18 protein-coding genes and 1 pseudogene are annotated in these 21,919 nt (G+C 71.7%); 10 read left to right on the forward strand and 9 right to left on the reverse strand.

Translation table 11 applies throughout. The annotated features are described in order from the left end of the window. Window positions 1–3: 3 nt before the first annotated feature. From HCC30_RS04910 to HCC30_RS04945, 8 genes and pseudogenes are all read left to right on the forward strand, one after another. Complete coding sequence (locus HCC30_RS04910) at window positions 4–1,698, forward strand: fumarate hydratase (protein ID WP_169440749.1); 1,695 nt, start codon at window positions 4–6, stop codon at window positions 1,696–1,698. A 120-nt stretch (window positions 1,699–1,818) separates the two neighbouring features. Then, window positions 1,819–1,989, forward strand: a complete 171-nt coding sequence (locus HCC30_RS28410; protein ID WP_169440541.1) for a hypothetical protein — start codon at window positions 1,819–1,821, stop codon at window positions 1,987–1,989. A gap of 324 nt (window positions 1,990–2,313) precedes the next feature. Next, the gene (locus HCC30_RS28415; RefSeq protein ID WP_169440750.1) at window positions 2,314–2,589 is read left to right on the forward strand and encodes a hypothetical protein; all 276 of its coding nucleotides are present in this window, start codon (window positions 2,314–2,316) and stop codon (window positions 2,587–2,589) included. Next, window positions 2,586–2,951 carry a hypothetical protein gene (locus HCC30_RS28200; protein ID WP_206323373.1) on the forward strand — a complete coding sequence of 122 codons (366 nt, stop codon included), beginning with the start codon at window positions 2,586–2,588 and terminating at the stop codon, window positions 2,949–2,951. The genes HCC30_RS28415 and HCC30_RS28200 overlap by 4 nt, the downstream gene beginning before the upstream one ends. An 84-nt stretch (window positions 2,952–3,035) precedes the next feature. Then, window positions 3,036–4,430 carry a class II fumarate hydratase gene (locus tag HCC30_RS04930; RefSeq protein WP_169440751.1) on the forward strand — a complete coding sequence of 465 codons (1,395 nt, stop codon included), beginning with the start codon at window positions 3,036–3,038 and terminating at the stop codon, window positions 4,428–4,430. A 282-nt stretch (window positions 4,431–4,712) separates the two neighbouring features. Beyond that, window positions 4,713–5,315: pseudogene (locus HCC30_RS28420) on the forward strand (DUF402 domain-containing protein); the annotation flags it as partial. Window positions 5,316–5,805: 490 nt separating this feature from the next. Beyond that, the gene (locus tag HCC30_RS04940; RefSeq protein WP_169440753.1) at window positions 5,806–6,486 is read left to right on the forward strand and encodes a class I SAM-dependent methyltransferase; all 681 of its coding nucleotides are present in this window, start codon (window positions 5,806–5,808) and stop codon (window positions 6,484–6,486) included. A gap of 303 nt (window positions 6,487–6,789) precedes the next feature. Beyond that, window positions 6,790–8,970 (forward strand): SpoIIE family protein phosphatase, encoded by a 2,181-nt coding sequence (locus HCC30_RS04945; protein WP_240979329.1) that lies wholly within the window; start codon window positions 6,790–6,792, stop codon window positions 8,968–8,970. A gap of 90 nt (window positions 8,971–9,060) precedes the next feature. Here HCC30_RS04945 and HCC30_RS04950 read toward each other — a convergent pair whose 3' ends face one another. Further along, a complete protein-coding gene (locus HCC30_RS04950; protein ID WP_169440755.1) occupies window positions 9,061–9,594 on the reverse strand; it encodes an alkyl hydroperoxide reductase in 534 nt (177 codons plus the stop codon). 6 nt (window positions 9,595–9,600) lie between these two features. Then, window positions 9,601–10,155, reverse strand: a complete 555-nt coding sequence (locus HCC30_RS04955; protein WP_169440756.1) for a peroxiredoxin — start codon at window positions 10,153–10,155, stop codon at window positions 9,601–9,603. A gap of 154 nt (window positions 10,156–10,309) precedes the next feature. Here HCC30_RS04955 and HCC30_RS04960 point away from each other — a divergent pair, with 154 nt between their 5' ends. Continuing rightward, the gene (locus tag HCC30_RS04960; protein ID WP_169440757.1) at window positions 10,310–11,296 is read left to right on the forward strand and encodes a LysR substrate-binding domain-containing protein; all 987 of its coding nucleotides are present in this window, start codon (window positions 10,310–10,312) and stop codon (window positions 11,294–11,296) included. 10 nt (window positions 11,297–11,306) lie between these two features. Here the strand turns inward: HCC30_RS04960 and HCC30_RS04965 are convergent, their stop codons facing one another. The 6 genes from HCC30_RS04965 to HCC30_RS04990 form a co-directional block, all read right to left on the reverse strand. Next, on the reverse strand, window positions 11,307–11,522 hold the full coding sequence (locus HCC30_RS04965; protein ID WP_169441402.1) for a hypothetical protein: 216 nt from the start codon (window positions 11,520–11,522) through the stop codon (window positions 11,307–11,309). Between the two features lie 149 nt (window positions 11,523–11,671). Continuing rightward, window positions 11,672–12,628 carry an SPFH domain-containing protein gene (locus tag HCC30_RS04970; RefSeq protein WP_169440758.1) on the reverse strand — a complete coding sequence of 319 codons (957 nt, stop codon included), beginning with the start codon at window positions 12,626–12,628 and terminating at the stop codon, window positions 11,672–11,674. A gap of 205 nt (window positions 12,629–12,833) precedes the next feature. Beyond that, window positions 12,834–15,206, reverse strand: a complete 2,373-nt coding sequence (locus HCC30_RS04975; protein WP_346776496.1) for an ABC transporter permease — start codon at window positions 15,204–15,206, stop codon at window positions 12,834–12,836. Continuing rightward, window positions 15,203–15,976, reverse strand: a complete 774-nt coding sequence (locus HCC30_RS04980; RefSeq protein WP_169440759.1) for an ABC transporter ATP-binding protein — start codon at window positions 15,974–15,976, stop codon at window positions 15,203–15,205. Before HCC30_RS04980 ends, HCC30_RS04975 begins: the two co-directional genes overlap by 4 nt. After that, window positions 15,973–16,497 (reverse strand): PadR family transcriptional regulator, encoded by a 525-nt coding sequence (locus tag HCC30_RS04985; protein ID WP_169440760.1) that lies wholly within the window; start codon window positions 16,495–16,497, stop codon window positions 15,973–15,975. The genes HCC30_RS04980 and HCC30_RS04985 overlap by 4 nt, the downstream gene beginning before the upstream one ends. A gap of 155 nt (window positions 16,498–16,652) precedes the next feature. Further along, on the reverse strand, window positions 16,653–18,101 hold the full coding sequence (locus HCC30_RS04990) for a catalase (RefSeq protein WP_169440761.1): 1,449 nt from the start codon (window positions 18,099–18,101) through the stop codon (window positions 16,653–16,655). Between the two features lie 486 nt (window positions 18,102–18,587). Here HCC30_RS04990 and HCC30_RS04995 point away from each other — a divergent pair, with 486 nt between their 5' ends. Further along, window positions 18,588–20,249: an alpha/beta hydrolase gene (locus HCC30_RS04995; RefSeq protein WP_346776497.1), complete on the forward strand. Its 1,662-nt coding sequence runs from the start codon at window positions 18,588–18,590 to the stop codon at window positions 20,247–20,249. A 79-nt stretch (window positions 20,250–20,328) separates the two neighbouring features. Here HCC30_RS04995 and HCC30_RS05000 read toward each other — a convergent pair whose 3' ends face one another. Continuing rightward, complete coding sequence (locus tag HCC30_RS05000) at window positions 20,329–21,825, reverse strand: AI-2E family transporter (protein ID WP_206323375.1); 1,497 nt, start codon at window positions 21,823–21,825, stop codon at window positions 20,329–20,331. Window positions 21,826–21,919: the final 94 nt, after the last annotated feature.

Below are 21,919 nucleotides of genomic sequence, written 5' to 3' on the forward strand. Positions count from 1 at the left end.
CCGATGTCCAGCTCGAAACCGTCCCCGGCGTTCACCTACACGGATCTGCTGCCGACCGGCGACGATCCCACGCCGTACCGCCTCGTCACCGCGGAGGGCGTGAGCACCTTCGAGGCGGACGGACGGACCTTCCTCAAGGTCGAGCCGGAGGCGCTGCGGAAGCTCGCCGCCGAGGCCATGAAGGACATCTCGCACTACCTCCGCCCCGAGCACCTCGCCCAGCTGCGGCGCATCCTCGACGACCCGGAGGCCAGCGCCAACGACCGCTTCGTGGCCCTGGACCTGCTGAAGAACGCCAACATCGCGGCGGCCGGCGTGCTGCCCATGTGCCAGGACACCGGCACCGCCATCGTGATGGGCAAGCGCGGCCAGCAGGTGCTCACCGAGGGCGGCGACGAGGAGGCCCTCTCGCGCGGCATCTTCGACGCCTACACCGAACTCAACCTGCGCTACTCCCAGATGGCCCCGCTGACCATGTGGGACGAGAAGAACACCGGCACCAACCTCCCGGCCCAGATCGAGCTGTACGCCAACGACGGTGACGCGTACAAGTTCCTGTTCATGGCCAAGGGCGGCGGCAGCGCCAACAAGTCCTTCCTCTTCCAGGAGACCAAGGCCGTCCTGAACGAGGCCTCCATGATGAAGTTCCTGGAGGAGAAGATCCGTTCGCTGGGCACGGCCGCCTGCCCGCCGTACCACCTGGCGATCGTCGTCGGCGGCACCAGCGCCGAGTACGCGCTCAAGACCGCCAAGTACGCCTCCGCGCACTACCTCGACGAGCTGCCCGAGGAGGGCTCCCCGGCCGGTCACGGCTTCCGGGACAAGCAGTTGGAGGAGCAGGTCTTCGAGCTGACCCAGAAGATCGGCATCGGCGCCCAGTTCGGCGGCAAGTACTTCTGCCACGACGTGCGCGTGGTCCGCCTCCCCCGGCACGGCGCCTCCTGCCCCGTCGCCATCGCCGTCTCCTGCTCCGCCGACCGGCAGGCCAAGGCGAAGATCACGGCCGAGGGCGTCTTCCTGGAGCAGCTGGAGAAGGACCCGGCCCGCTTCCTCCCGGAGACCACCGAGGACGAGCTGACCGAGGGCGCGGGCGCCGACCTCGACGCCGTCAAGGTCGACCTCACCCGCCCCATGGACGAGATCCTGGGCGAGCTGACCAAGCACCCGGTCAAGACCCGCCTCTCGCTCACCGGCACCCTCGTCGTCGCCCGCGACATCGCGCACGCGAAGATCAAGGAGCGGCTGGACGCGGGCGAGGAGATGCCCCAGTACCTCAAGGACCACCCGGTCTACTACGCGGGCCCCGCGAAGACGCCGGAGGGCTACGCGTCCGGCTCCTTCGGGCCGACGACGGCGGGCCGGATGGACGCGTACGTCGAGCAGTTCCAGGCGGCCGGCGGCTCCAAGGTGATGCTGGCCAAGGGCAACCGCAGCAAGCAGGTCACCGACGCGTGCGCCGCGCACGGCGGCTTCTACCTGGGCTCCATCGGCGGTCCCGCGGCCCGGCTGGCGCAGGACTGCATCAAGAAGGTCGAGGTCCTGGAGTACGAGGAGCTCGGCATGGAGGCGGTCTGGCGGATCGAGGTCGAGGACTTCCCGGCGTTCATCGTGATGGACGACAAGGGCAACGACTTCTTCACCGACCCGGGCCCGTCCCAGCCCTTCGTCACCTCCATCCCGGTCCGCACCCAGGGCTGACCCCTCCCGCGCGCCGGCAGCACCGGGCGGCGCACCTCGAAAGAGCGTGCGCCGCCCGAACGGATGACTCCCCACCGGAACCCTGTCGTCCGCCGACGGGCCGTCCGTAGCGTCCCGGGCATGGTCAATTCCCCGCACGAGGCGCACCATCGGGCGTTCCAGGAGATCCCGGAACTCTTCAGCCGCGCCTTCCGCCTGCTCGGGTTACCCGACCCGGGCCCGGCGTCCGCCACCGAACTCAACTGCGACGTCACCGAGCTCAAGCGGTCGAGCGCCGCATCGACACCCTGATGAGGCTGGACTGCGAGAGCGGTCGCACGTATCTGCTGATCGTCGAGGCCCAGACGAAGAAGGACCCGGACAAGGCCCGGAGTTGGGCCTATTACCTCAGCTGTCTCGCGAACAAGTACCCGTCGTACGACCCGGTGCTGCTCGTGGTGTGCCGGGACGGGAAGACCGCCGACTGGGCCGCGGGCCCGTTCCGCGTCGGGCACACCGCGCAACCCAACCTCTTCGTCACCCCGTTCGTCCTGGGCCCGGAGAACGTCCCGGTGATCGCGGACATCGACACCGCCGCGGCGGACCTCCCCCTCGGCCGAGATCTGGAGGAAACTCATGGGCACGGGACTCTTCTCGCTCAACGGCTTCGTCGCGGAGGGGCTGCGGGACCAGGGGGAACTGCGAAAGGGAATCGCGAATCTGCTCGTCGTCCTCCAGGCCCGCCCCTTCACGCTGACCGACGCCGCGCGCGAGCGCATCACCACCTGCCGGGACAACGACGCCCTCGACCGCTGGTTCCGCCGCGCCCTCACCGCCACCACCCTCGACGAGGTGTTCGGGGAGGAGCAGGGAGACTCCGGAGAGCCGAAGCCGGAGGGCCCCAGCACATGAACGCCCGGCCGAGCCCCGGCATGGACGTGGCGACGCTGTACTTCCTCATCCGTTGCATGCCGGACAGAGAGACCAGACAGGAGTACGAGGAGGCGCTGCTCGAAGGGCAGCGCCGGGGAAACCCCGGCGAGTATCTGGCGTCCTGGATTCGAGGACGGATCGAGCAGTGCATCGCGAATCTGCTTGCCGTCCTGGAAGCCCGCCAGATCCCCCTGCCCGACGCCGAACGCAAACGCATCACATCCTGTCGGGACAGCGCGGCCCTCGACCGCTGGTTCCGCCGTGCCCTCACCGCCACCACCCTCGACGAGGTGTTCGCGGAGGAGGACGAGGCGGCGGTCGACAGGGTCGCGGGAGGCTGAGCACGGGGCGCCGGTCCGGGTGTGCCTGTGCCGGAATGCGGGTCGGGGTGCGGGACGCTGTGCTCTACGGAGGTGCGAAGGCTGATGACCGAGAGTACGGAATACCGGACCGAGCACGACTCGATGGGTGAGGTGCGGGTGCCCGCACACGCCAAGTGGCGGGCACAGACGCAGCGTGCGGTGGAGAACTTCCCGCTCAGCGGGCAGCGTCTGGAGCGCGCGCACATCGAGGCGCTGGCCCGGATCAAGGCGGCGGCCGCCGTGGTCAACGGCGAGCTGGGCGTGCTGGAAGCGGACATGGCGGAGGCGGTGCGGGGCGCGGCCGAGGAGGTCGCCTCGGGCCGCTGGGACGACGAGTTCCCGGTGGACGTCTTCCAGACGGGCTCCGGCACCTCGTCGAACATGAACATGAACGAGGTCGTGGCCACGCTGGCGACGGAGCGGCTGGGTTCGCCCGTCCACCCCAACGACCATGTGAACGCGAGCCAGTCGTCCAACGACGTCTTCCCGTCCTCCATCCACATCGCGGCCACGGCGGCGGTGACGGCGGATCTCATCCCCGCGCTGGAACACCTGGAGGCGGCGCTCTCCCGCAAGGCGGAGGAGTTCGCGCCGGTGGTGAAGTCGGGGCGTACGCATCTGATGGACGCGACGCCCGTCACCCTCGGGCAGGAGTTCGGCGGGTACGCGGCGCAGGTGCGGTACGGCGTCGAGCGGCTGCGTGCCTCGCTGCCGCGGCTGGCCGAACTACCCCTGGGCGGAACGGCGGTGGGCACCGGCATCAACACCCCGCCCGGTTTCCCCGCCGCGGTGATCGACGCGGTGGCGGAGTCGACGGGGCTGCCGCTGACCGAGGCGCGGGACCACTTCGAGGCGCAGGGCGCGCGGGACGGGCTCGTGGAGACCTCGGGCCAGCTCCGTACGATCGCCGTCGGGCTGACGAAGATCTGCAACGACCTGCGCTGGATGGCCTCGGGGCCGCGTACGGGGCTGGCCGAGATCGCGCTGCCCGACCTTCAGCCGGGCTCCTCGATCATGCCGGGCAAGGTGAATCCGGTGGTCCCCGAGGCGGTGCTGATGGTGGCCGCACAGGTGACGGGGAACGACGCGACGGTCGCCACGGCCGGCGCCTCCGGCAACTTCGAGCTGAACGTGATGCTGCCGGTCATCGCGAAGAACCTGCTGGAGTCGGTCCGGCTGCTGAGCAACGCCGCCCGCCTGCTCGCGGACCGTACGGTCGACGGGATCACGGCCGACGCCGAACGGGCCCGGGAGTACGCCGAGTCCTCGCCCTCGGTGGTCACGCCGCTCAACAGGTACATCGGGTACGAGAGCGCGGCGGCCGTCGCCAAGAAGGCGCTGGCCGAGCGGAAGACCATCCGCGAGGCGGTGCTGGAGTCCGGTCACGTGGAGCGGGGGGACCTCACGCTGGAACAGCTGGACGAGGCGCTGGACGTCCTGAGCATGACGCGTCCCTAGCGCTCGAACTCCCTGCCGTGCCGCCCCCGTTCGGAAGGGGGCGGCTCCGGCGGGCCCGGCCCTTCGCGCCTGCCCCGGGCGCCTCCCACCCGTGCGGTACAGCTCACGGCAGGGCACAGGCGCCACCTCTAAGATCTGCGCATGACAGCGGAATCGGCAGGAAATCCGGCGGGAGCGGCCACGCCGAGCACGGCCGCCACGCCGGCGGGGCAAGGGGCCGCAGGGGCCGCACGGGGACGGGACGGCGGAGACGGCGCCGTCGGCTGGCGGCCCGGCGACCAGATTCTGTGGCGGTACCGCGCCAACGGCCGCCCGTACCCGCACATCTGCCGCCCGGTGACCGTTGTCGAGGACTCCCCCGAGCGGCTGGCGGTGTGGATGGCCCCGGGCACCGAGTGCGTGAAGCCCGTGCTGGCCGACGGCAGGCCGCTGCACCGCGAGCCGCTGGCCACCCGCTACACCAGCCCGCGCACCACCGCTCGCGCGCAGTGGGCCGGAACGGGGGTGCTGAAGCTGGCGCGTCCCGGGGAGCCGTGGTCGGTGTGGCTGTTCTGGCAGCGCGGCTGGCAGTTCAAGAACTGGTACGTCAACCTCGAGGAGCCGCATACCCGCTGGGCGGGTGGCGTCGATTCGGAGGACCACTTCCTGGACATCACCGTGGCCCCGGACGGCAGTTGGCGCTGGCACGACGAGGACGAGTTCGCGCAGGCGCAGCGTGACGGGCTGATGGACGCCGGGCTGGCGGAGCGTGTGCACGCGGCGGGCCGGCGGGCCGTCGAGGTGATCCGGGAGTGGGGGCCGCCCTTCTGCGAGGGCTGGGAGAACTGGCGCCCGCGCGAGGGCTGGCCCGTGCCCGCGCTGCCGGACGACTGGGATCGCACACCCGTACCGGCGGGCACCCCTGCGGGCGGAACGTCGCGTTCCGCGGAGGACGGCGAGGAGGGCCCCGACGAGGGCGCCAACAGCCGTGACTCTTCGCACAGTTGGCCCACCGGTCACACGGGCGAGACCGTCCGGGACGCCCCCGCGCGGGGTTCCGTTTCGGGCCCCGCTTCCCGTTCCGCTTCATGACGCGCCCGGTGACCTGCCCGGTGACCGGCAGCGGAATCGGCGCCGGGAGCGGCTCAACGGAGCGGTACGGCCCGGATGCCGGTGCGGGCGGCGGCGCCGGTGACGTGCCGGCGGCGGCCGCTTCCGCGCGCCGGGGCCCGGCGGGGCGTGACGCTGTTTGTTCACATTGTGACCGGCCCGGCCTGACGTTCCCTCTTGAAGAGCCCCCATACTGCAAACGTAGGATCAACCTCCGTAAGCACACTGCTGCACAATTCCTTTTCCCGTCGGGGAACTTGGCGCGCGGCCAGAGAGGAGCCTCGTCGTGAGCAGCAATGACCGGTCAGGGGCGTACAAAGACTTCGGCCGGTCCGGAATCGACCGGACCGGGCAGGCCGAGGCCTTCGACGCCATCAGCGACCGCTATGACGACGCGTTTCCGCACAAGGAAGGGCAGATAGCGGACGGGGCGTGGCTGGCGCGCGAACTCCCGCCCGGTTCCCGCATCCTGGACGTCGGGTGCGGTACGGGCCTGCCCACCGCACGGCAGTTGACGGACGAGGGACATCATGTGACGGGGGTGGACCTGTCCTCGGGCATGCTGAAGCTGTCACGTGACAACGTTCCCGAAGCGGAATTCCATCGGCTGGACCTGGCGGACCTGGAACAGCACGGCCTCGGGCCATTCGACGGCATCGCCGCGTTCTTCTCGTTGCTGATGCTCCCGCGACAGGAGATCCCCGTCGCGCTGCGGATGCTGCACGGCAGGCTGCGCCCGTCGGGCCTGTTGGCCTTCTCGATGGTGGAAGCGGATATCAATGACTTCTCGATTCCGTTCTTGGGTCACACGATCCGGGTATCCGGCTATCTGCGGGACGACTTGCGTACCACCGTGCGTGACGCCGGTTTTGAGATCGTCGGGGAGGATGTCTATGCGTACGCACCAGCGAGCACGGACGTGCCGCCCGAGATCCAGCTGTTCCTGCGCTGTCGCCGGCTCCCGTAGTCCCGTCCGTGCCGGAACACCGGGGGAACGCGTTCCGGCATCGGCCGACGGAGGATTCCGGTGCCGGGCACGGGGTGTCCCCGGCCTCGTCCGGGGAAGCGGAACGGGGTCCGGTGAACCGGCCCCGGTCCGGACGTCAGGCACTGGGACGCAGGCACGGAGCGCTCGACGCGCAGCCCCGGATGGATGGAAACCGAACGCGTGACGGAGCACGAATCGCCCGCGACGAGCACGCCCTCGTCGCCATCCCCGACCGCGGGTCACCCCGCGGCAGGCCGAGCAGACCATACGGACCGAGCCACCATGGCGCATGCCGCGACCCCCGACCCGCGTGACGAGGGTGCCGAAGGCCCCCACGGCACCGGCCCGTCGGGCACCCCGTACGACACCGACCCGCCGTCCGGCGACGGCGAGGCGCGGGCGCGCCGCCGTGCCCGCCCCCGCCCGCCGGGCGCCGAGGGGGCCTCGGCACCGGCCGCTCCCGGCGGCTGCGCGTCCGCGGGTCCCGCGGGTGCGGGCGGGGCTCCCGTGCCGCGCCAGGCGGGCCCCGACTCCGCGCCGCGGGAGGGCGGTTCGGACCACCCGGAGGTGGGCCGGGCCGCTCCGGAGGACGGCCGGGGGCGGCCGGCAGGGAGTCCGGGCGGGTTTCCGGGTCAGCCCGCGGGCACCGTCCGGGTGGAGGAGAGCGACGCCGAGCGGGAACGGCGCGGCGGCGACCGGCTCCGGTTCGTCGGCGCGGCCACCCGCCGGATCGCCCGCGGCATAGACCTCGACGAGACGGTGCTCGGGCTGTGCCGGGCGAGCGTGCCCGCGTACTCCGACGCGATCCTCGTCTACCTGCGCGATCCGCTGCCCGTCGGCGACGAACGGCCCGCCGAGCCCTTCGTGTTGCGGCTGCGCCGCTCCGACCGCATCCCGGAGGACCCGCACCCCTACCAGCGCCCGCAGGCCGACCCCGAGGCGGTCCGGCAGGCGCAGCAGGCGGAGGCGGGGACGGAGCGGACGACGTCGGCCGGTCAGGGCCTGTCGCTGCTGTCGACGCTCGCGGACGGCAGCTCCACGGCGGCCGAGTACGCGGAGGTGGAGCCCGGCGGACCGCTGGCCGAGGTGCTCCGCGGCGTCCGTCCGGTGTTCGCGGACACCGGTGCCGCGCGGGCCGCGTTCCCCGAACTGCTGGGCCCGCAGCGGCAGATCCCCGAGGGCAACCGCGCGATCCTGGCCCCGTTGCGGGGACGCCGAAGAGTGATCGGCGCCGCGGTGTTCCTGCGGCGGCCCGAGCGTCCGCCCTTCGCCGCCGACGATCTGCTCATCGCGGGCCAGCTGGCCACACACACCGCGCTGGGCGTCGACAAGGCGGTGCTGTACGGCCGTGAGGCGTACATCGCGGACGAGTTGCAGCGCACCATGCTTCCCGACGAGCTGCCGCAGCCCACCGGCTGCCAGCTCGCGAGCCGCTATCTGCCGGCCGCCGAGACGGCCCGGGTCGGCGGGGACTGGTACGACGCGATCCCGCTGCCCGGCAGCCGGGTGGCGCTGGTCGTGGGCGACGTCATGGGCCACTCCATGACCTCCGCCGCGATCATGGGCCAGCTGCGTACGACGGCGCAGACCCTCGCCGGGCTCGACCTGCCGCCGCAGGAGGTGCTGCACCACCTGGACGAGCAGGCCCAGCGGCTCGGCAGCGACCGCATGGCGACCTGCCTGTACGCGGTCTACGACCCGGTCGCGCACCGCATCGTGATCGCCAACGCCGGACATCCGCCGCCCGTGATGCTCCATCGCGGCGGCCGGGCCGAGGTGTTGCGTATACCGGCCGGTGCGCCGATCGGCGTGGGCGGCGTCGACTTCGAGGCCGTCGAGCTGGACGCCCCGGCGGGCGCGACGCTGATGCTGTACACGGACGGCCTGGTGGAGTCCCGGCAGCGGGACGTGTGGACCGGGATCGAGCACCTGCGGGAAAAGCTCACGGCGACCGCGCAGTTGACCCGCCCCGGCGCCTCCGCACCGCTGGAGCCGCTGTGCGACGAGGTGCTGGACATCCTCGGCCCCGGCGACCGGGACGACGACATCGCGCTGCTCGCCGCCCGCTTCGACGGCATCCCGCCGAGCGACGTCGCGTACTGGTACCTGGACCCGCGCGCGCAGACGGCCGGGCAGGCTCGCCGGCTCGCGCGGCGGGCGCTGACCCGCTGGGGGCTGGAAGAGCTCAGCGATTCGGTGGAGCTGCTCGTCAGCGAGGTGGTGACGAACGCCGTGCGGTATGCCGAACGCCCCATCACCCTGCGGCTGTTGCGGACGGACACGCTGCGCTGCGAGGTCGGGGACGACGTGCCGCAGCTGCCCCGGCTGCGGCAGGCGCGCGCGACGGACGAGGGCGGGCGCGGCCTGTACCTGGTGAACCGGATGGCGCGCCGCTGGGGCGCGACCCGGCTGTCGACGGGCAAGGTCGTCTGGTTCGAGCTGGGGCTTCCCTTACACGAGTGACGCCCGCCGCCCGTCCAGGGCACACACGACGTGGGGCGGCTTCCCGGTACGAGACCGGGAAGCCGCCCCACGTGCGATGCTTCAGATGCTTCAGCCCGCGAGCTGAGCTTCCGACTCCAGCGTCGCGCCGACGGCCTGGATCACCGAGGCGATCTTGAACGCCTCCTGGATCGTGTCGCGGTCGACACCGGCCTTGCGGAGCACCTGCTCGTGCGAGTCGAGGCACATACCGCAGCCGTTGATGGCGGAGACGGCGAGGGACCACAGTTCGAAGTCCGTCTTGTCGACGCCCGGGTTGCCGATGACGTTCATCCGCAGGCCGGCGCGCATCGTCCCGTACTCGGGGTCCGAGAGCAGGTGACGCGTGCGGTAGAAGACGTTGTTCATCGCCATGATGGCGGCGGCGGACTTGGCCGCGGTGTACGCCTCTTCGCTCAGGTTCTCCTTCGCCTCCGGCTCCAGCGCGCGGAGCACGATGCCGGAGCGGGACGCGAGGGCACAGGCGAGGACGGAGCCCCAGAGCTGCTGCTTGGGGAGGTCCGAGTTGCCTATGACGGAACCGAGGTTGAGCTTCAGGTCCTTGGCGTAGTCGGGCAGCGCCGACTTCAGGTCATCGAGAGCCATGGGTGATCACTCACCGGCCAGGAGCGCGACCGGGTCGAGGGTGTCCTCGCCGGAGGTCCAGTTGCAGGGGCACAGCTCGTCGGTCTGCAGCGCGTCGAGGACCCGGAGGACCTCCTTCGGGTTACGGCCGACGGAACCGGCGGTCACCATCGTGAACTGGATCTCGTTGTTCTGGTCCACGATGAAGACGGCACGCTGCGCGAAGCCGTCCTCGCCCTCGACGCCGCAGTCCCGCATCAGGTCGTGCTTGGAGTCGGCCAGCATCGGGAAGGGCAGGTCACGCAGGTCGTCGTGGTCCTTGCGCCAGGCGTGGTGCACGAACTCGGAGTCGCCGGAGACGCCGAGGATCTGCGCGTCACGGTCGGCGAACTCGTCGTTCAGCTTGCCGAACGCGGCGATCTCGGTGGGGCAGACGAAGGTGAAGTCCTTCGGCCAGAAGAAGACGACCTTCCACTTGCCCTCGTAGGTCTTGTGGTCGATCTGCTCGAACTCCTTGCCCTTCTCCAGGGAGACACAGGCAGTCAGGTCGAACTCGGGGAACTTGTCACCGACAGTGAGCAACACGCACTCCTTGCAAGGCGGGAGATCCCCTTGCGGGGGCCTTCCTCGGGGTTGGACGAAGGCCACACTGCCACACCCCTCATTGATCGCAGAAATAGCTACCCTTGCTGGTGTTGATCGGAGGTGGTTATCAGTGACGCCCGTCACTCCCCCTGTGTCCTCGCACACGTCCCGCACCAGACAGCCGAGCCTCTCGCAGTTGAGAGCCTTCGCCGCCGTCGCCGAACATCTTCACTTCCGGGAAGCCGCCGGCTCCATAGGCATGAGCCAGCCGGCCCTCTCCGGGGCCGTCTCGGCACTGGAGGACACCCTCGGGGTGCAGCTGCTGGAGCGTACGACACGCAAGGTCCTGCTCTCCCCCGCGGGGGAGCGGGTGGCGGCCCGCGCCCGGCGGGTACTGGACACGGTGAGTGACCTCATGGAGGAGGCGGAGGCCGCCCGCGCACCCTTCACGGGTGTGGTCCGGCTCGGCGTGATCCCCACCGTCGCGCCGTATCTGCTGCCGACGGTGCTGCGGCTCGTCCGCAAGGAGTACCCGCAGCTCGACCTCCAGGTGCACGAGGAGCAGACCGCCTCGCTCATGGACGGACTGCTGCGGGGGCGGCTCGACCTGCTGCTGCTCGCGGTGCCGCTCGGGGCGACGGGGGTCACCGAACTGCCGCTCTTCGACGAGGACTTCGTGCTCGTCGCGCCGAGCGAGCACGAGTACGCCGGGCGCGAGGGGCTGCCGAAGTCCGCCCTGCGCGATCTCGACCTGCTGCTGCTCGACGAGGGGCACTGCCTGCGCGACCAGGCGCTGGACATCTGCCGGGAGGCGGGGCGCGCGGAGGCCGCCCGGGCGGGTTCGTCCGGTACGGGGGCCGGCGCCGGGGCGCCCGTGACGACGAGCGCGGCCGGGCTGTCGACGCTGGTGCAGCTCGTCGCGGGCGGCATGGGCGTCACGCTGCTGCCGCGCACGGCGCTGCGGGTCGAGACGGCCCGCAACGAGGAGCTGGGCACCGGCTACTTCGCCGACCCCGCCCCGTCCCGCCGGGTCGCACTGGCGATGCGGACCGGCACGGCACGGGAGAGCGAGTTCCGGACCTTCGCGAACTCGCTGCGGGAGGAGCTGCGTTCGCTCCCCGTCACGATCACGGAGTGAGCGGGCCGCCCTACGGCTCCTCCGGGGTGCCCGCTTCCGGTTCCGTCTCCGGGGACTTGGGCGGGCGGCCGCGGCGGGGGTGGGGGCGGGCCTCTCGGGGGAGGCGGCCCGCGTCGCCCAGGGCCTTGCGGAGCAGGAAGTCGATCTGCGCGTTGGTGGACCGCAGTTCGTCCGCCGCCCAGCGGGCCAGCGCGTCGTGCATGGCCGGGTCGAGCCGCAGCAGCACCTGCTTCCGCTGCTGCCGCGGCTTCCGCTTCCGGGGTGCGCCGTCGGACGTGTCGGACTCGCCGGGCGCCCCCGGCTCCGGGGAACCGGGGGCGTCAGCGGCGTCGGGGGCGTCGGGGTCTCCCGGCGTTCCGGGGCTGTTCTGTTCCGTCACTGGTAGAGCGAACCGGTGTTCATGACGGGCTGGGGCGAACGGTCACCGCAGAGGACGACGAGCAGGTTGCTGACCATCGTCGCCCTGCGCTCCTCGTCCAGTTCGACGAAGTCCTGCTCGCTGATGCGGGTGACCGCGTCCTCGACCATCCCGCAGGCGCCTTCGACGATCGTCTTCCGCGCCGCGACCACGGCACCGGCCTGCTGACGCTGGAGCATCGCGGACGCGATCTCCGGCGCATACGCGAGGTGCGTGAAGCGCGACTCGACGATCGTCACGCCGGCGGCCTGGACGCGGGCGGTGAGTTCGACCGCGAGCTTCTCGGTGATCTCCTCGGCGTTGCCGCGCAGCGAGAGAGCGTCCTCGTCGTGCGCGTCGTACGGGTACTCGATGGCGATGTGCCGGACGGCGGCCTCGGTCTGCGTCGAGACGAACTCGACGTAGTCGTCCACGGAGAACGTGGCCTGCGCGGTGTCGGCGACCTGCCAGACCACGACGGCGGCCAGCTCGATCGGGTTCCCGTACGCGTCGTTGACCTTGAGGATCGCGGTCTCGTGGTTCCGGACCCGGGTCGAGATCTTCGTCCGCGTGGTCAGCGGGTTGACCCAGCGCAGGCCGTCGGTGCGGATCGTCCCCGTGTACCGGCCGAAGAGCTGCACGACGCGGGCCTCGCCCGGGGCGACCATGTTGAGCCCGGCCATCGCGAACAGCGAGCCGATCAGCACGACGATGCCGACGACCAGCAGCGTGGCCCCGATGCCGCTCGCGCCGCTCTTCAACTGGGTGCCGCCGAGGACGATTCCGCCGACGCCGGCGAGGACGCCGATCAGTCCGAGCAGCAGGGCGACCCCGCCCGGGATGCTGTTGGCGGTGTTCTCCCGCACCTGTGCCTTCGGCATCTCGGGCAGGTCGGTCGCGTCCGGCGTGCGGTCCGCTGGGCTGTGGTCAGGCATGAGGCCCCCCGTCTTCTCCGGTGTCGGTCGGTCTGCGGAGGACGCGGCGCACGGCACACCGGGCATCGGCGCACCGGGCCGCCGCCATCCTCGCGGTACGCCGACTGTATCGCACTTACCTAGCAAGGTGCTATCACTTTTACCGGACCCGGCTCCCGGGCCGAGCGCGGAGACCACCCGGCCCGGGATTCGCCCGACGCCTCGCCTACTCGGTACGCAGCCCCTCCGAGCGCATCACCCGCCACAGGGACGGCAGGCTGAGCAACGTCACCAGCGCGATCAGCGCGAGGCCGACACCGGTGATCGGTAGGAAGACGAACCAGTCCGCCACGGGGCGGGAGATCAGGGCCAGCAGCGCACGCCCCAGCCCGAGCCCGAAGACCACCGCGAGCACCATCCCCAGCGCGACCGGGATCGCCGTCTGCCAGAACACCGACCAGGCGAGCGTGCGCCGCTGGACGCCGAAGGCGACGAGCACCGACAACTGCCGCTTCCGCTCCCGCAGTTGCTCCAGCGTCGTGACGGCCATGCTGGCGCCGATCAACAGCAGGACCCCGACCGCGGCGGCCAGGATGCCGCGCTGCACCCCCTGGAACTCTCCGGACGTCACCGTCGCCCGCGACTGCGTGAGCGAGATGGCCGGATTCGCCTGGAAGACAGCGGTACGCGCCCGCTCCAGTGCCTCCCCGTCGCCGGGTTCGAGGTGCATCCAGCCCTCGTAATAGGCGGGCGGCGGCGCGGACTTGCCCAGGGCCGAGGGCGTGACGAGCAGGCCCCACGGGTCCACCCCGTCCGGAACCTCGGCCGCCCGGACCTTCTCGACGCCACGGGGGACCCGCCACAGTCGGTCGCCCCCGCCCTTGCCGCCCGGGGCCTGCTCCGCCTCCGACTGGAGATCGAAGACCTCACCGGGACGCGGCTGCCGCAGTTCGGCCCCCGGCCCGGCGGCGAAGTAGCTCCCGCCCTCCCGGCAGTCGGGAATCCGCGCCAGCTTCCGCAGGGTGGCGCACTCGGCCACCACCATGCCGGTGCCCTCCTCCGACTTCGAGCCCTTCAACTCCGCGTAGGCACCGGCGTAGACCGTCGCGCTCCGCACCCCCTTCGTCCGCGCCAGCTCCTTGTCCAGCTCGCCGGCCTGCTGCGCCGTTCCCGGGGCGCCCCAGACGGTCAGCTCGGCCGGGGCCGGGTTCTGCCCCGTCGGCCTGGTCTGCAACTGCTCGACCGACGAGAGGAGCAGTTGCAGGGCTATCGCGCCCGCGACGGCGATCGTGATGCCGGTGACCGCGCGGGTGGCGTTGCCGCTGTTGAGCTGGAGCCGGCGGACGGCGAGCTGCCAGGAGACGGGGCCGCCGCGCAGCCGCCGGACGAGCAGCTCCACCACCCACGGCAGCAGCACCGCCACCCCGCTCAGCAACAGGGCGACGCCGGCCACCACTTGGAGCTCGCCTATGGACGTGTCCGTCCGCGTCACCGAACCCGCGAGGGGCAGCAGCAGGAGCAGGCCGAGGACCGGCGGCAGCAGCCGCCACCACAGCCGCCTGGGCCGCGGTGTGGACTCCCGCATCACGCCGAGCGGTTCGATCACGATGCCCCGCAGCGCGAAGAGGGACACCAGCACCGCCGCCACCGGAACGGCCACCACGATCAGCGTCGCGAGCGCCGGCCCCGGGGTGACGTCCGAGGGGAACACGCTCAGCCCGAACAGCGACACCTTGCCGATGAAGACCCGGCCCAGCAGGAAGAACCAGCCGCCGAGCAAGAGCCCCAGCAGCGCGCCCACCAGCGACTCCCCCGCCGCCATCCGCCGGGTCGTCGCCCCGTCGGCGCCGACGAGCCGGATCGCGGCCAGCCGCCGGTCCCGCCGCTCCCCGCCGAACCGCACGGCCGTCGCGATGAAGACGGCGATCGGCATCAGCAGCACCGCGCAGGCCACGACGACCAGGAGGAGCAGCGTCGCGTCCTGCTCCCGGTCCGTCTCGGGGGTGCCGAAGCTCTCCGTGCGGATGCTGGCGTCGGCGCCCGGTTCGAGCTGGTCCGTGCCCTTGTAGAACGCCAACTCCGCGGGCCCGAGCAGCCCTTCGTCGCCGATGGTGCCGACGACGCGGGCGTCGAGCCGTTGGCCCAGCTCCTTGCCGTGGTCCGATTCGAGCAGCCGCTCCAGGGCCGGGGAGACCACCATCTCGCCCGGCTCCGGCATCCGCTGGACGCCCGGCGGCAGAGGCGGAACGCTCCCCTCGGGCTGGAGCAGCCTCCCGTACAGCTCCTCGCCCCGGTAGCGGTTGTTGGCGTCCTGCGTCAGCACCGAGTGGTCACTCGGGGCCGGTTGCTTCTCCTCGTAGTTCTGCACCGCCTCGCGCGCCTGGGTCCGGTGCCCGTGCTCCTCACTGAGGGTCGGCACCGAGGAGGCCAGCAGCAGCATCGCCACGCCCAGGCCGACCCCGACGGCCGTGAGCACGCTGCGGGTCCACCCCTGGCGGCCGCCGCCGACGGCGAACCTGGCCCCCATGAGCAGGTCACGGACCCACACCCGGGCGCCGCTCGGGCCGACCGCGGCGTCCGCGCGCACCCCCGCGCTCACCGGGCACCCGCCATGTCCCGGGCGCGGCCGTCGCGTACGACGATCTCGCGGTCCGAGTAGGCGGCGACGCGGGATTCGTGGGTGACGAGAACGACCGCGGCGCCCGTCTCCCGCGCCGCCCCGGTCAGCAGCTCCATGACGCGCTCGCCGTTGAGCGTGTCGAGCGCACCGGTCGGCTCGTCGGCGAAGATCACGCGCGGCCCGCCGGCGAGGGCGCGGGCCACCGCGACGCGCTGCCCCTGGCCGCCGGACACCTGGCCGGGACGGTGGTGCCGGATGTCCTCCACCTCCAGCCGCTCCAGCCAGGACGCGGCCCTGGCCTCGGCGTCCTTGCGGCGGGCGCCGGCGAGCCGGAGCGGCAGCGCCGCGTTCTCCAGGCAGGTCAGCTCCGGCACCAACTGGCCGAACTGGAAGACGAATCCGAAGTCCGAGCGGCGGATCGCGCTGCGCGCCGCGTCGGACAGGGCCGGCAGTTCCTGCCCGCGGTAGCTGACGCTGCCCTCGTCGGGCGGCACGATCCCGGCGAGGCAGTGCAGCAGCGTGGACTTGCCGGAGCCGGAGGGACCCATGACGGCGACGACCTCGCCCGGACGGATCGAGAAGTCCGCGCCGTCGAGCGCCGTGGCGGAGCCGTAGGACTTGCGCAGGCCACGGGCCACCAGCAGCCCGCCGGAGCCCTCGCCCGCGCCGTCGGCCACCGCCCCGGCCGACTCCCCGCGAGCCGGACCGGGTACGCCCCCGAGGCCGGGGCCGGTGTCGGCGAGTGTCATGCGCGTACCTCCGAGGCGAGCTTGTCGAGGCGTGCCGCGGCCAGTTCGAGCCAGCGCAGGTCGGCCTCCAGGTGGAACAGGGCGTGGTCGCAGATGAGTTGGTCGGCGAGCTCGCCGCTCTGCTTGCGGCGGGTCAGCTCGCGCATCAGGCGCAGGTGCTCGGCGCGCTGGGTGTCGAGCAGCTCGGCGGCGTCCCGTTCGGTGAGCAGAGCGAGAACGACCTTGGTGTAGAGCGTGCTCTGCAGATAGGGCTCGGGCTTCTCGGGCCGGCCGAGCCAGTCGGCGACGTCGGTGACCCCGGCGTCGGTGATCGCGTACCGCTTGCGCTCGGGGCCGCTGCCCGACTCCACCCCGTCGACCTCGACGAGGCCGTTCTTGAGCAGGCGGGACATCGTCGAATACACCTGGCCGTAGTGCAGCGGACGGTCGTGGCCGAAGCGTTCGTCGAAGGCGCGCTTGAGGTCGTACCCGTGGCGGGGCCCGGACTCCAGGAGCCCGAGCAGCGTGTGACTGATCGACATGCCGCGGACTCTACACCACGCGTATACATCGTGTGTATACCTGTGGAAAACTCACCCGGGCACGCACGGAACGGCGCCCCGGAGCAGTTCGCTCCGGGGCGCCGTACGGGTTCCGTTTCCGCCGGGGGCCGGCCTCCGGGCCCGGCCCTTCCAGGTCAGTCCCCGTTGACCTTGGCGGCCACCCGGTCGCCGAGCGTCTTGTCGACGTTCCGCCAGTACTGCACGGCCCGCGACAGCACGGGCTTGCTGACGCCGCCCAGCAGGTGACCCGAGATGTTGTTGACGAGCCGCTCGCGCGCCGCGTCGTCCAGCACCTCGCGGACCATCGTTCCCGCCTGGCCCCAGTCGTCGTCGTCACGCCGCAGGGTGTAGGCGTTCCGGACCATCTCGCTGTCCTCCACGGTCCAGCCCACCGGCTCCCCCGCGCGGGTCGGGTCGGCCGCCGGGCCGCCGTAGGAGTTGGGCGCGTACGGCCTGGCCACGTTCGGCGAGTCGTACCGCATCGGCCCGTCCTTGGCGTACGAGTGCACCGGCGCGTGCGGGCGGTTGGGCGGCAGCTGCGTGTAGTTGGGCCCGATCCGGTAGCGGTGCGTGTCCGGGTACGAGAAGAGCCGGCCGAGCAGCATCTTGTCCGGCGACGGGGCAATGCCGGGCACGAGGTTCGACGGTTCGAACGCCGCCTGTTCGATGTGGATGAAGAAGTCCTCCGGATTCCGGTTGAGCGTCATCCGGCCGACCTCGATCAAGGGGTAGTCGCCGTGCGGCCACACCTTGGTGAGGTCGAAGGGGTTGAAGCGGTAGTCCGGCGCGTCCTCGAAGGGCATGATCTGCACCTTCAGCGTCCAGGAGGGGAACTCGCCCCGCTCGATCGCCTGCGACAGGTCGCGGCGGTGCAGGTCCGCGTCCTCGCCCGCCAGGCGGTCGGCCTCGTCCTGGGTGAGGAAGTCGATGCCCTGGTCGGTCTTGAAGTGGTACTTGACCCAGAACTTCTGGCCGGCGGCGTTGACCCACATGTAGGTGTGCGAGCCGTAGCCGTTCATGTGCCGGTACGAGCTGGGGATGCCGCGGTCGCCCATCAGCCAGGTGACCTGGTGCGCGGACTCGGGGGACAGCGTCCAGAAGTCCCACTGCATGTCGTTGTCCCGCAGGCCCGTGTCGATCCGGCGCTTCTGGCTGCGGATGAAGTCCTGGAACTTGATGGTGTCCCGTACGAAGAAGACCGGCGTGTTGTTACCGACCAGGTCGTAGTTGCCGTCCTCGGTGTAGAACTTCAGCGCGAAACCGCGCGGATCGCGCCAGGTGTCGGGGCTGCCCTGCTCCCCGGCCACCGTCGAGAAACGGGCGAGCATCTCCGTCCGTTTGCCCGGCTGGAAGAGCGCGGCCTTGGTGAACTGGCTGACGTCGTTGGTGACCTCGAAGATGCCGTACGCGCCACTGCCCTTGGCGTGCACGACCCGCTCGGGGACCCGCTCACGGTTGAACTGGGCCATCTTCTCGATCGTGTAGTGATCCTGGAGCAGGATCGGCCCGTCGGGTCCGACGGTGAGCGAGTGCTCGTCGCTCTCCACCGGAATCCCGGCGTTGTTGGTCGTGTAGTCGCTCATCGAGCGCCTCCGAGTGCGCGAGGGTGGGACTGCGGTGGGGCGCAGCCTTTCCCAGGAAAACCCGCCGACGAAGTGTCGGCAACCGAACCGCGACCGACGTGCCGCGAACTCGTTCGATGGGCCCAGACCGGCACCCCGCACCCCGGCCCGTCCGGACGTTTCCGCCTCTCCGGGGCATCGAAGGCGACCAGCGGACAACCTTCGCGGCCCGGACCGCGTCCCTGTCACCGGCGCCTGAGCGCAGGCGGCGGAACACCGGCCGTGGGTCCCCCTCACGGCGGCGACGGAGACAGCCCGGAGACGAAGCGGATGCCGTACGGAGACCCCACGCGGTCGCCCGGTCCCACAGCCGTACCCACCCCGGGCCCCGACGCGGCCGGCCCCTGCCCGGAGGCGGAGGTTCCGCCCCGTTTCCCGCGGACCCGGCGGCTCCTCCTCCGGTTCTGCCGTCGCCCGTACTGGCAGCGGCCCCGTACGGACTGGCTGGTGCGGCGCTGGCCCGGGCTCACCGCGACCTGCGTCGCCACGGTGTTCTTCTGGCTCTCCCTCACCCCGTCGCTGGTCCCCCGCCCCTGGTACCTGCAGGGCGTGATCGGCGGGATCACCGCGGCCATCGGGTACGCGCTGGGCGCGCTGGCCCACTGGCTGATCCGCCTGGCGGTCACCGCGCTCCGGCCGCGCCCGGACGCCCGGCGGCGCGCCCAACGGCTGCGGGCGCGCGGCTGGCTCGGCTACTACGTCGCCGCGGTCGCGCTCACCGTCGTCGCCCTGTCCGAGAGCGCCCGGATGCAGCGGGAGCTGCGGGCGCTCCAGGAGCTGCCGGAGACGCTGACCTGGCACTCGCTGATGATCAGCCTGCTCGCGCTCGCCGTCGCCGCGGCCCTGGTCCTGATCGCCAGGACGGTCCGGCTGGGCACCCGCGCACTGATACGCGTCCTCTGCCGGTTCGTGCCCCGCCCGCTGGCGGTGGCCGTGGCACTGCTGGTCAGCGCGACGGCCGTGGTGGTCGGCTCGCGGGACGTCGTCTTCGGGCGCGGGGTCGTCGACGTCGCGTCACGGATCGCGGAGAGCACGAATCAGGACACCAAGGAGGGGATGCGGCGGCCGTCCTCGCGGCTCGTCTCGGGCGGCCCCGAGTCGCTGGTCCGCTGGGAGGATCTCGGCTACGAGGGGCGCAACTTCGCCGGTTCGGCGCTCTCCGCGCGGACGATCGAGCAGGTCACGCACCGTCCGGCGCGGGAGCCGGTCCGGGTGTACGTGGGCGCGCAGAGCGCGGACGGTTTCGCGGAGGGCGCCCGGCTGGCCGTCGCCGAACTGGAGCGCACCGGCGCCTTCGACCGGGACGTCCTCGCCGTCGCGGGCACCACCGGCAGGGGCTGGGTGAACTCGACGGACGCCGAACCGCTGGAGTTCCTGCACGGCGGGGACACCGCGATCGTCGCCATGCAGTACTCGTACCTGCCGAGCTGGCTGTCGTTCCTGGTCGACAAGGAGCAGGCGGGGCGCGCGAACCGCGCGCTGGTCGAGGCCGTCCGCGCACGCCTGCTGGCGGAACCGCCCGACGAACGGCCGAAACTGGTCGTCTTCGGTGAGAGTCTCGGCGCGTACGGCATCGAGGCGGCCTTCGACGGCCCGGACGACCTGCTGCGCAAGGTGGACGGCGCGGTGCTGGCCGGCTCCCCCGACTTCGCGCCCATCCGCCGCGAACTCACCGCGGGCCGCGACCCCGGCACTCCCGTCTGGCGCCCCGAGTACGCGGACGGCCGGCACTTCCGCTTCGCGCAGTGGCCGGAAAAGGACCTCGCCAGACCCGAGGGCGCGTGGCGGTATCCACGCGTCGTCCATCTCCAGAACGCCTCGGACGCCGTCGTGTGGTGGTCCCCCGAACTCGCCCTGCACCGCCCCGAATGGCTGCGGCAGCCGCTGGGTCCGGACATCACGGACGAGGTCAACTGGTTCCCGTTCGTCACCTTCTGGCAGACGACGGTCGACATGGCCGTCTCGTACGGGGTGGAGGCACCGCACGGCCACCGGTACGGCACGGGCTCCGTCGAGGCGTGGACGTCCGTGCTGCCGCCCGACGACTGGACGGACGAGGACACCCGCCGGCTCAAGCGGCACATGGACGCGCGCGAGGCCCCGTACTGAGCGAGCGGGGCGCCCCGTCCTCCGACAGGGCGCCCCGCTCGCGACGCGGATTCCGGATCGCCGTTCCGGAGGGTTCCGTTCAGCCCTCCGTCGCCGGCTTCACCGCCGTGGCACCGGGCGCCGGCCCGCCCGCCTCGTCCTCCGGAGGCCCGTCCTCGCCGTGCCCCTGCCCCTTGCGTACGGCCTGTTCGTTGGCGTACGCGCGCAGATAGCCGACCACCGTGTTGAGCACCGCCACCAGCGGCACCGAGACGACCGCGCCCGGGATGCCCGCGATGAGGCTGCCGCCCGTGACGGCCAGGACCACCGCGAGCGGGTGGACGCGGACCAGCCTGCCGAGGATGAACGGCTGGAGCACATGGCTCTCGATCTGCTGCACGGCCAGCACCACCGCCAGCGCGAGCAGCGCCGTGACGACACCGTTGGTGACGAGGGCGACGAGGACGGCCAGCGCACCCGAGATGACCGCACCGACGATCGGGATGAAGGCGAACAGGAAGATGAACACGGCCAGCGGAACGGCCAGCGGAACGTCGAGGATGTAGAGGCCGATGCCGATGAACACGGCGTCGATGAAGGCCACTATCAGCGTGCCGCGCACATAGCCGGTGAGCGTGATCCACGCGCGCGGGCCGGCGCCCGAGACGCCCTCGCGGGCCGCGGACGGGACGAAGTTGAGCGTCCAGTTCCAGATCTTGCGGCCGTCGTAGAGCAGGAACAGGGTCACGAACATCGACAGCAGCGCGCCCGAGAGGAACTCGAAGACGACGGTGACGCCCTCCAGTCCGGCGGTCGTGACCTCGTTGCTGTTGTCGCCGAGCCAGTCGCTGACGTTCTTCGCGATGTCGCTGATCTGGTCCTCGGACACGTGGAACGGCCCGCTGACCGCCCAGGTCTTGAGCTCCTCGATACCGTCCTGCACCCGGTCGGTCAGCGTCGGCAGGTTCTCCATCACCTGCGCGACGACGAACCAGCCGACCAGCCCCATGATGATGAAGCCGCTGATGAAGGTGACGGCGGTGGCCAGCCCTCTGCCGAGCCCGAGCCGCCGCAGCCGGGCGACCGTGGGCTGGAGCAGCGCCGTGATCAGCAGTCCGGCCGAGAAGGCGAGGATGAGCAGGCTGATGCTGCTGATGATCTGGATGAGCACCCAGATGACGCCCGCCAGTACCAGCAGCCGCCACCCGGCCTCGGCCGCGACCCGCATGCCCCAGGGCACGACCGTCGCGGGCTCGGGCCGTGCGGTCACCGCGGGCGCGTAGTCCGGCGGCGCGGGCACCCGCGCGGCTCCGGCGGCCCCCGCGCCACCGCCCGCGGAGGACCCGGAACGCCCGGAGGAGCCCGCACCACCGGAAGCGGCACCGCCGCCCTCCGGCGTCACACCCGTCTCCCCCGCACCGGCAGCACCGGGAGCGGGCTGCGGCGACTGCGCGGACGGTCCTGTTCCGGCCGTGTCCGGCGACCGCGCCGGTTCGGGGGGCACCTCGGACCCGACCGCGTCCTCCGCACGCCGTTCGGCGATTCTCGCCGCCCAGCGCGTCAGGCTGGTGCGCAGCCTGTCCACCCTGCTCGTCATGTGCCGCTTCCTCCGCCCCCGGGACCCCGGACGTCCTGCCTCGTACCTGCTGTTCGGTGTACGTCGTCGTACCTCGTACCTCTGGGGGACGACG

Origin of the sequence: Streptomyces sp. HNM0574, assembly GCF_012726235.1 — a bacterium.
Classification (GTDB): Bacteria; Actinomycetota; Actinomycetes; order Streptomycetales; family Streptomycetaceae; genus Streptomyces.

Excerpts from the sequence above, each read along its gene's own strand:
- HCC30_RS04910 (WP_169440749.1), top strand. The coding sequence starts at position 4 with ATGTCCAGCTCGAAACCGTCCCCGGCGTTCACCTACACGGATCTGCTG.
- HCC30_RS28410 (WP_169440541.1), top strand. The coding sequence starts at position 1,819 with ATGGTCAATTCCCCGCACGAGGCGCACCATCGGGCGTTCCAGGAGATC.
- HCC30_RS28415 (WP_169440750.1), top strand. The coding sequence starts at position 2,314 with ATGGGCACGGGACTCTTCTCGCTCAACGGCTTCGTCGCGGAGGGGCTG.
- HCC30_RS28200 (WP_206323373.1), top strand. The coding sequence starts at position 2,586 with ATGAACGCCCGGCCGAGCCCCGGCATGGACGTGGCGACGCTGTACTTC.
- HCC30_RS04930 (WP_169440751.1), top strand. The coding sequence starts at position 3,036 with ATGACCGAGAGTACGGAATACCGGACCGAGCACGACTCGATGGGTGAG.
- HCC30_RS04945 (WP_240979329.1), top strand. The coding sequence starts at position 6,790 with ATGGCGCATGCCGCGACCCCCGACCCGCGTGACGAGGGTGCCGAAGGC.
- HCC30_RS04950 (WP_169440755.1), bottom strand. The coding sequence starts at position 9,594 with ATGGCTCTCGATGACCTGAAGTCGGCGCTGCCCGACTACGCCAAGGAC.
- HCC30_RS04970 (WP_169440758.1), bottom strand. The coding sequence starts at position 12,628 with ATGCCTGACCACAGCCCAGCGGACCGCACGCCGGACGCGACCGACCTG.
- HCC30_RS04980 (WP_169440759.1), bottom strand. The coding sequence starts at position 15,976 with ATGACACTCGCCGACACCGGCCCCGGCCTCGGGGGCGTACCCGGTCCG.
- HCC30_RS04985 (WP_169440760.1), bottom strand. The coding sequence starts at position 16,497 with ATGTCGATCAGTCACACGCTGCTCGGGCTCCTGGAGTCCGGGCCCCGC.
- HCC30_RS04990 (WP_169440761.1), bottom strand. The coding sequence starts at position 18,101 with ATGAGCGACTACACGACCAACAACGCCGGGATTCCGGTGGAGAGCGAC.
- HCC30_RS05000 (WP_206323375.1), bottom strand. The coding sequence starts at position 21,825 with ATGACGAGCAGGGTGGACAGGCTGCGCACCAGCCTGACGCGCTGGGCG.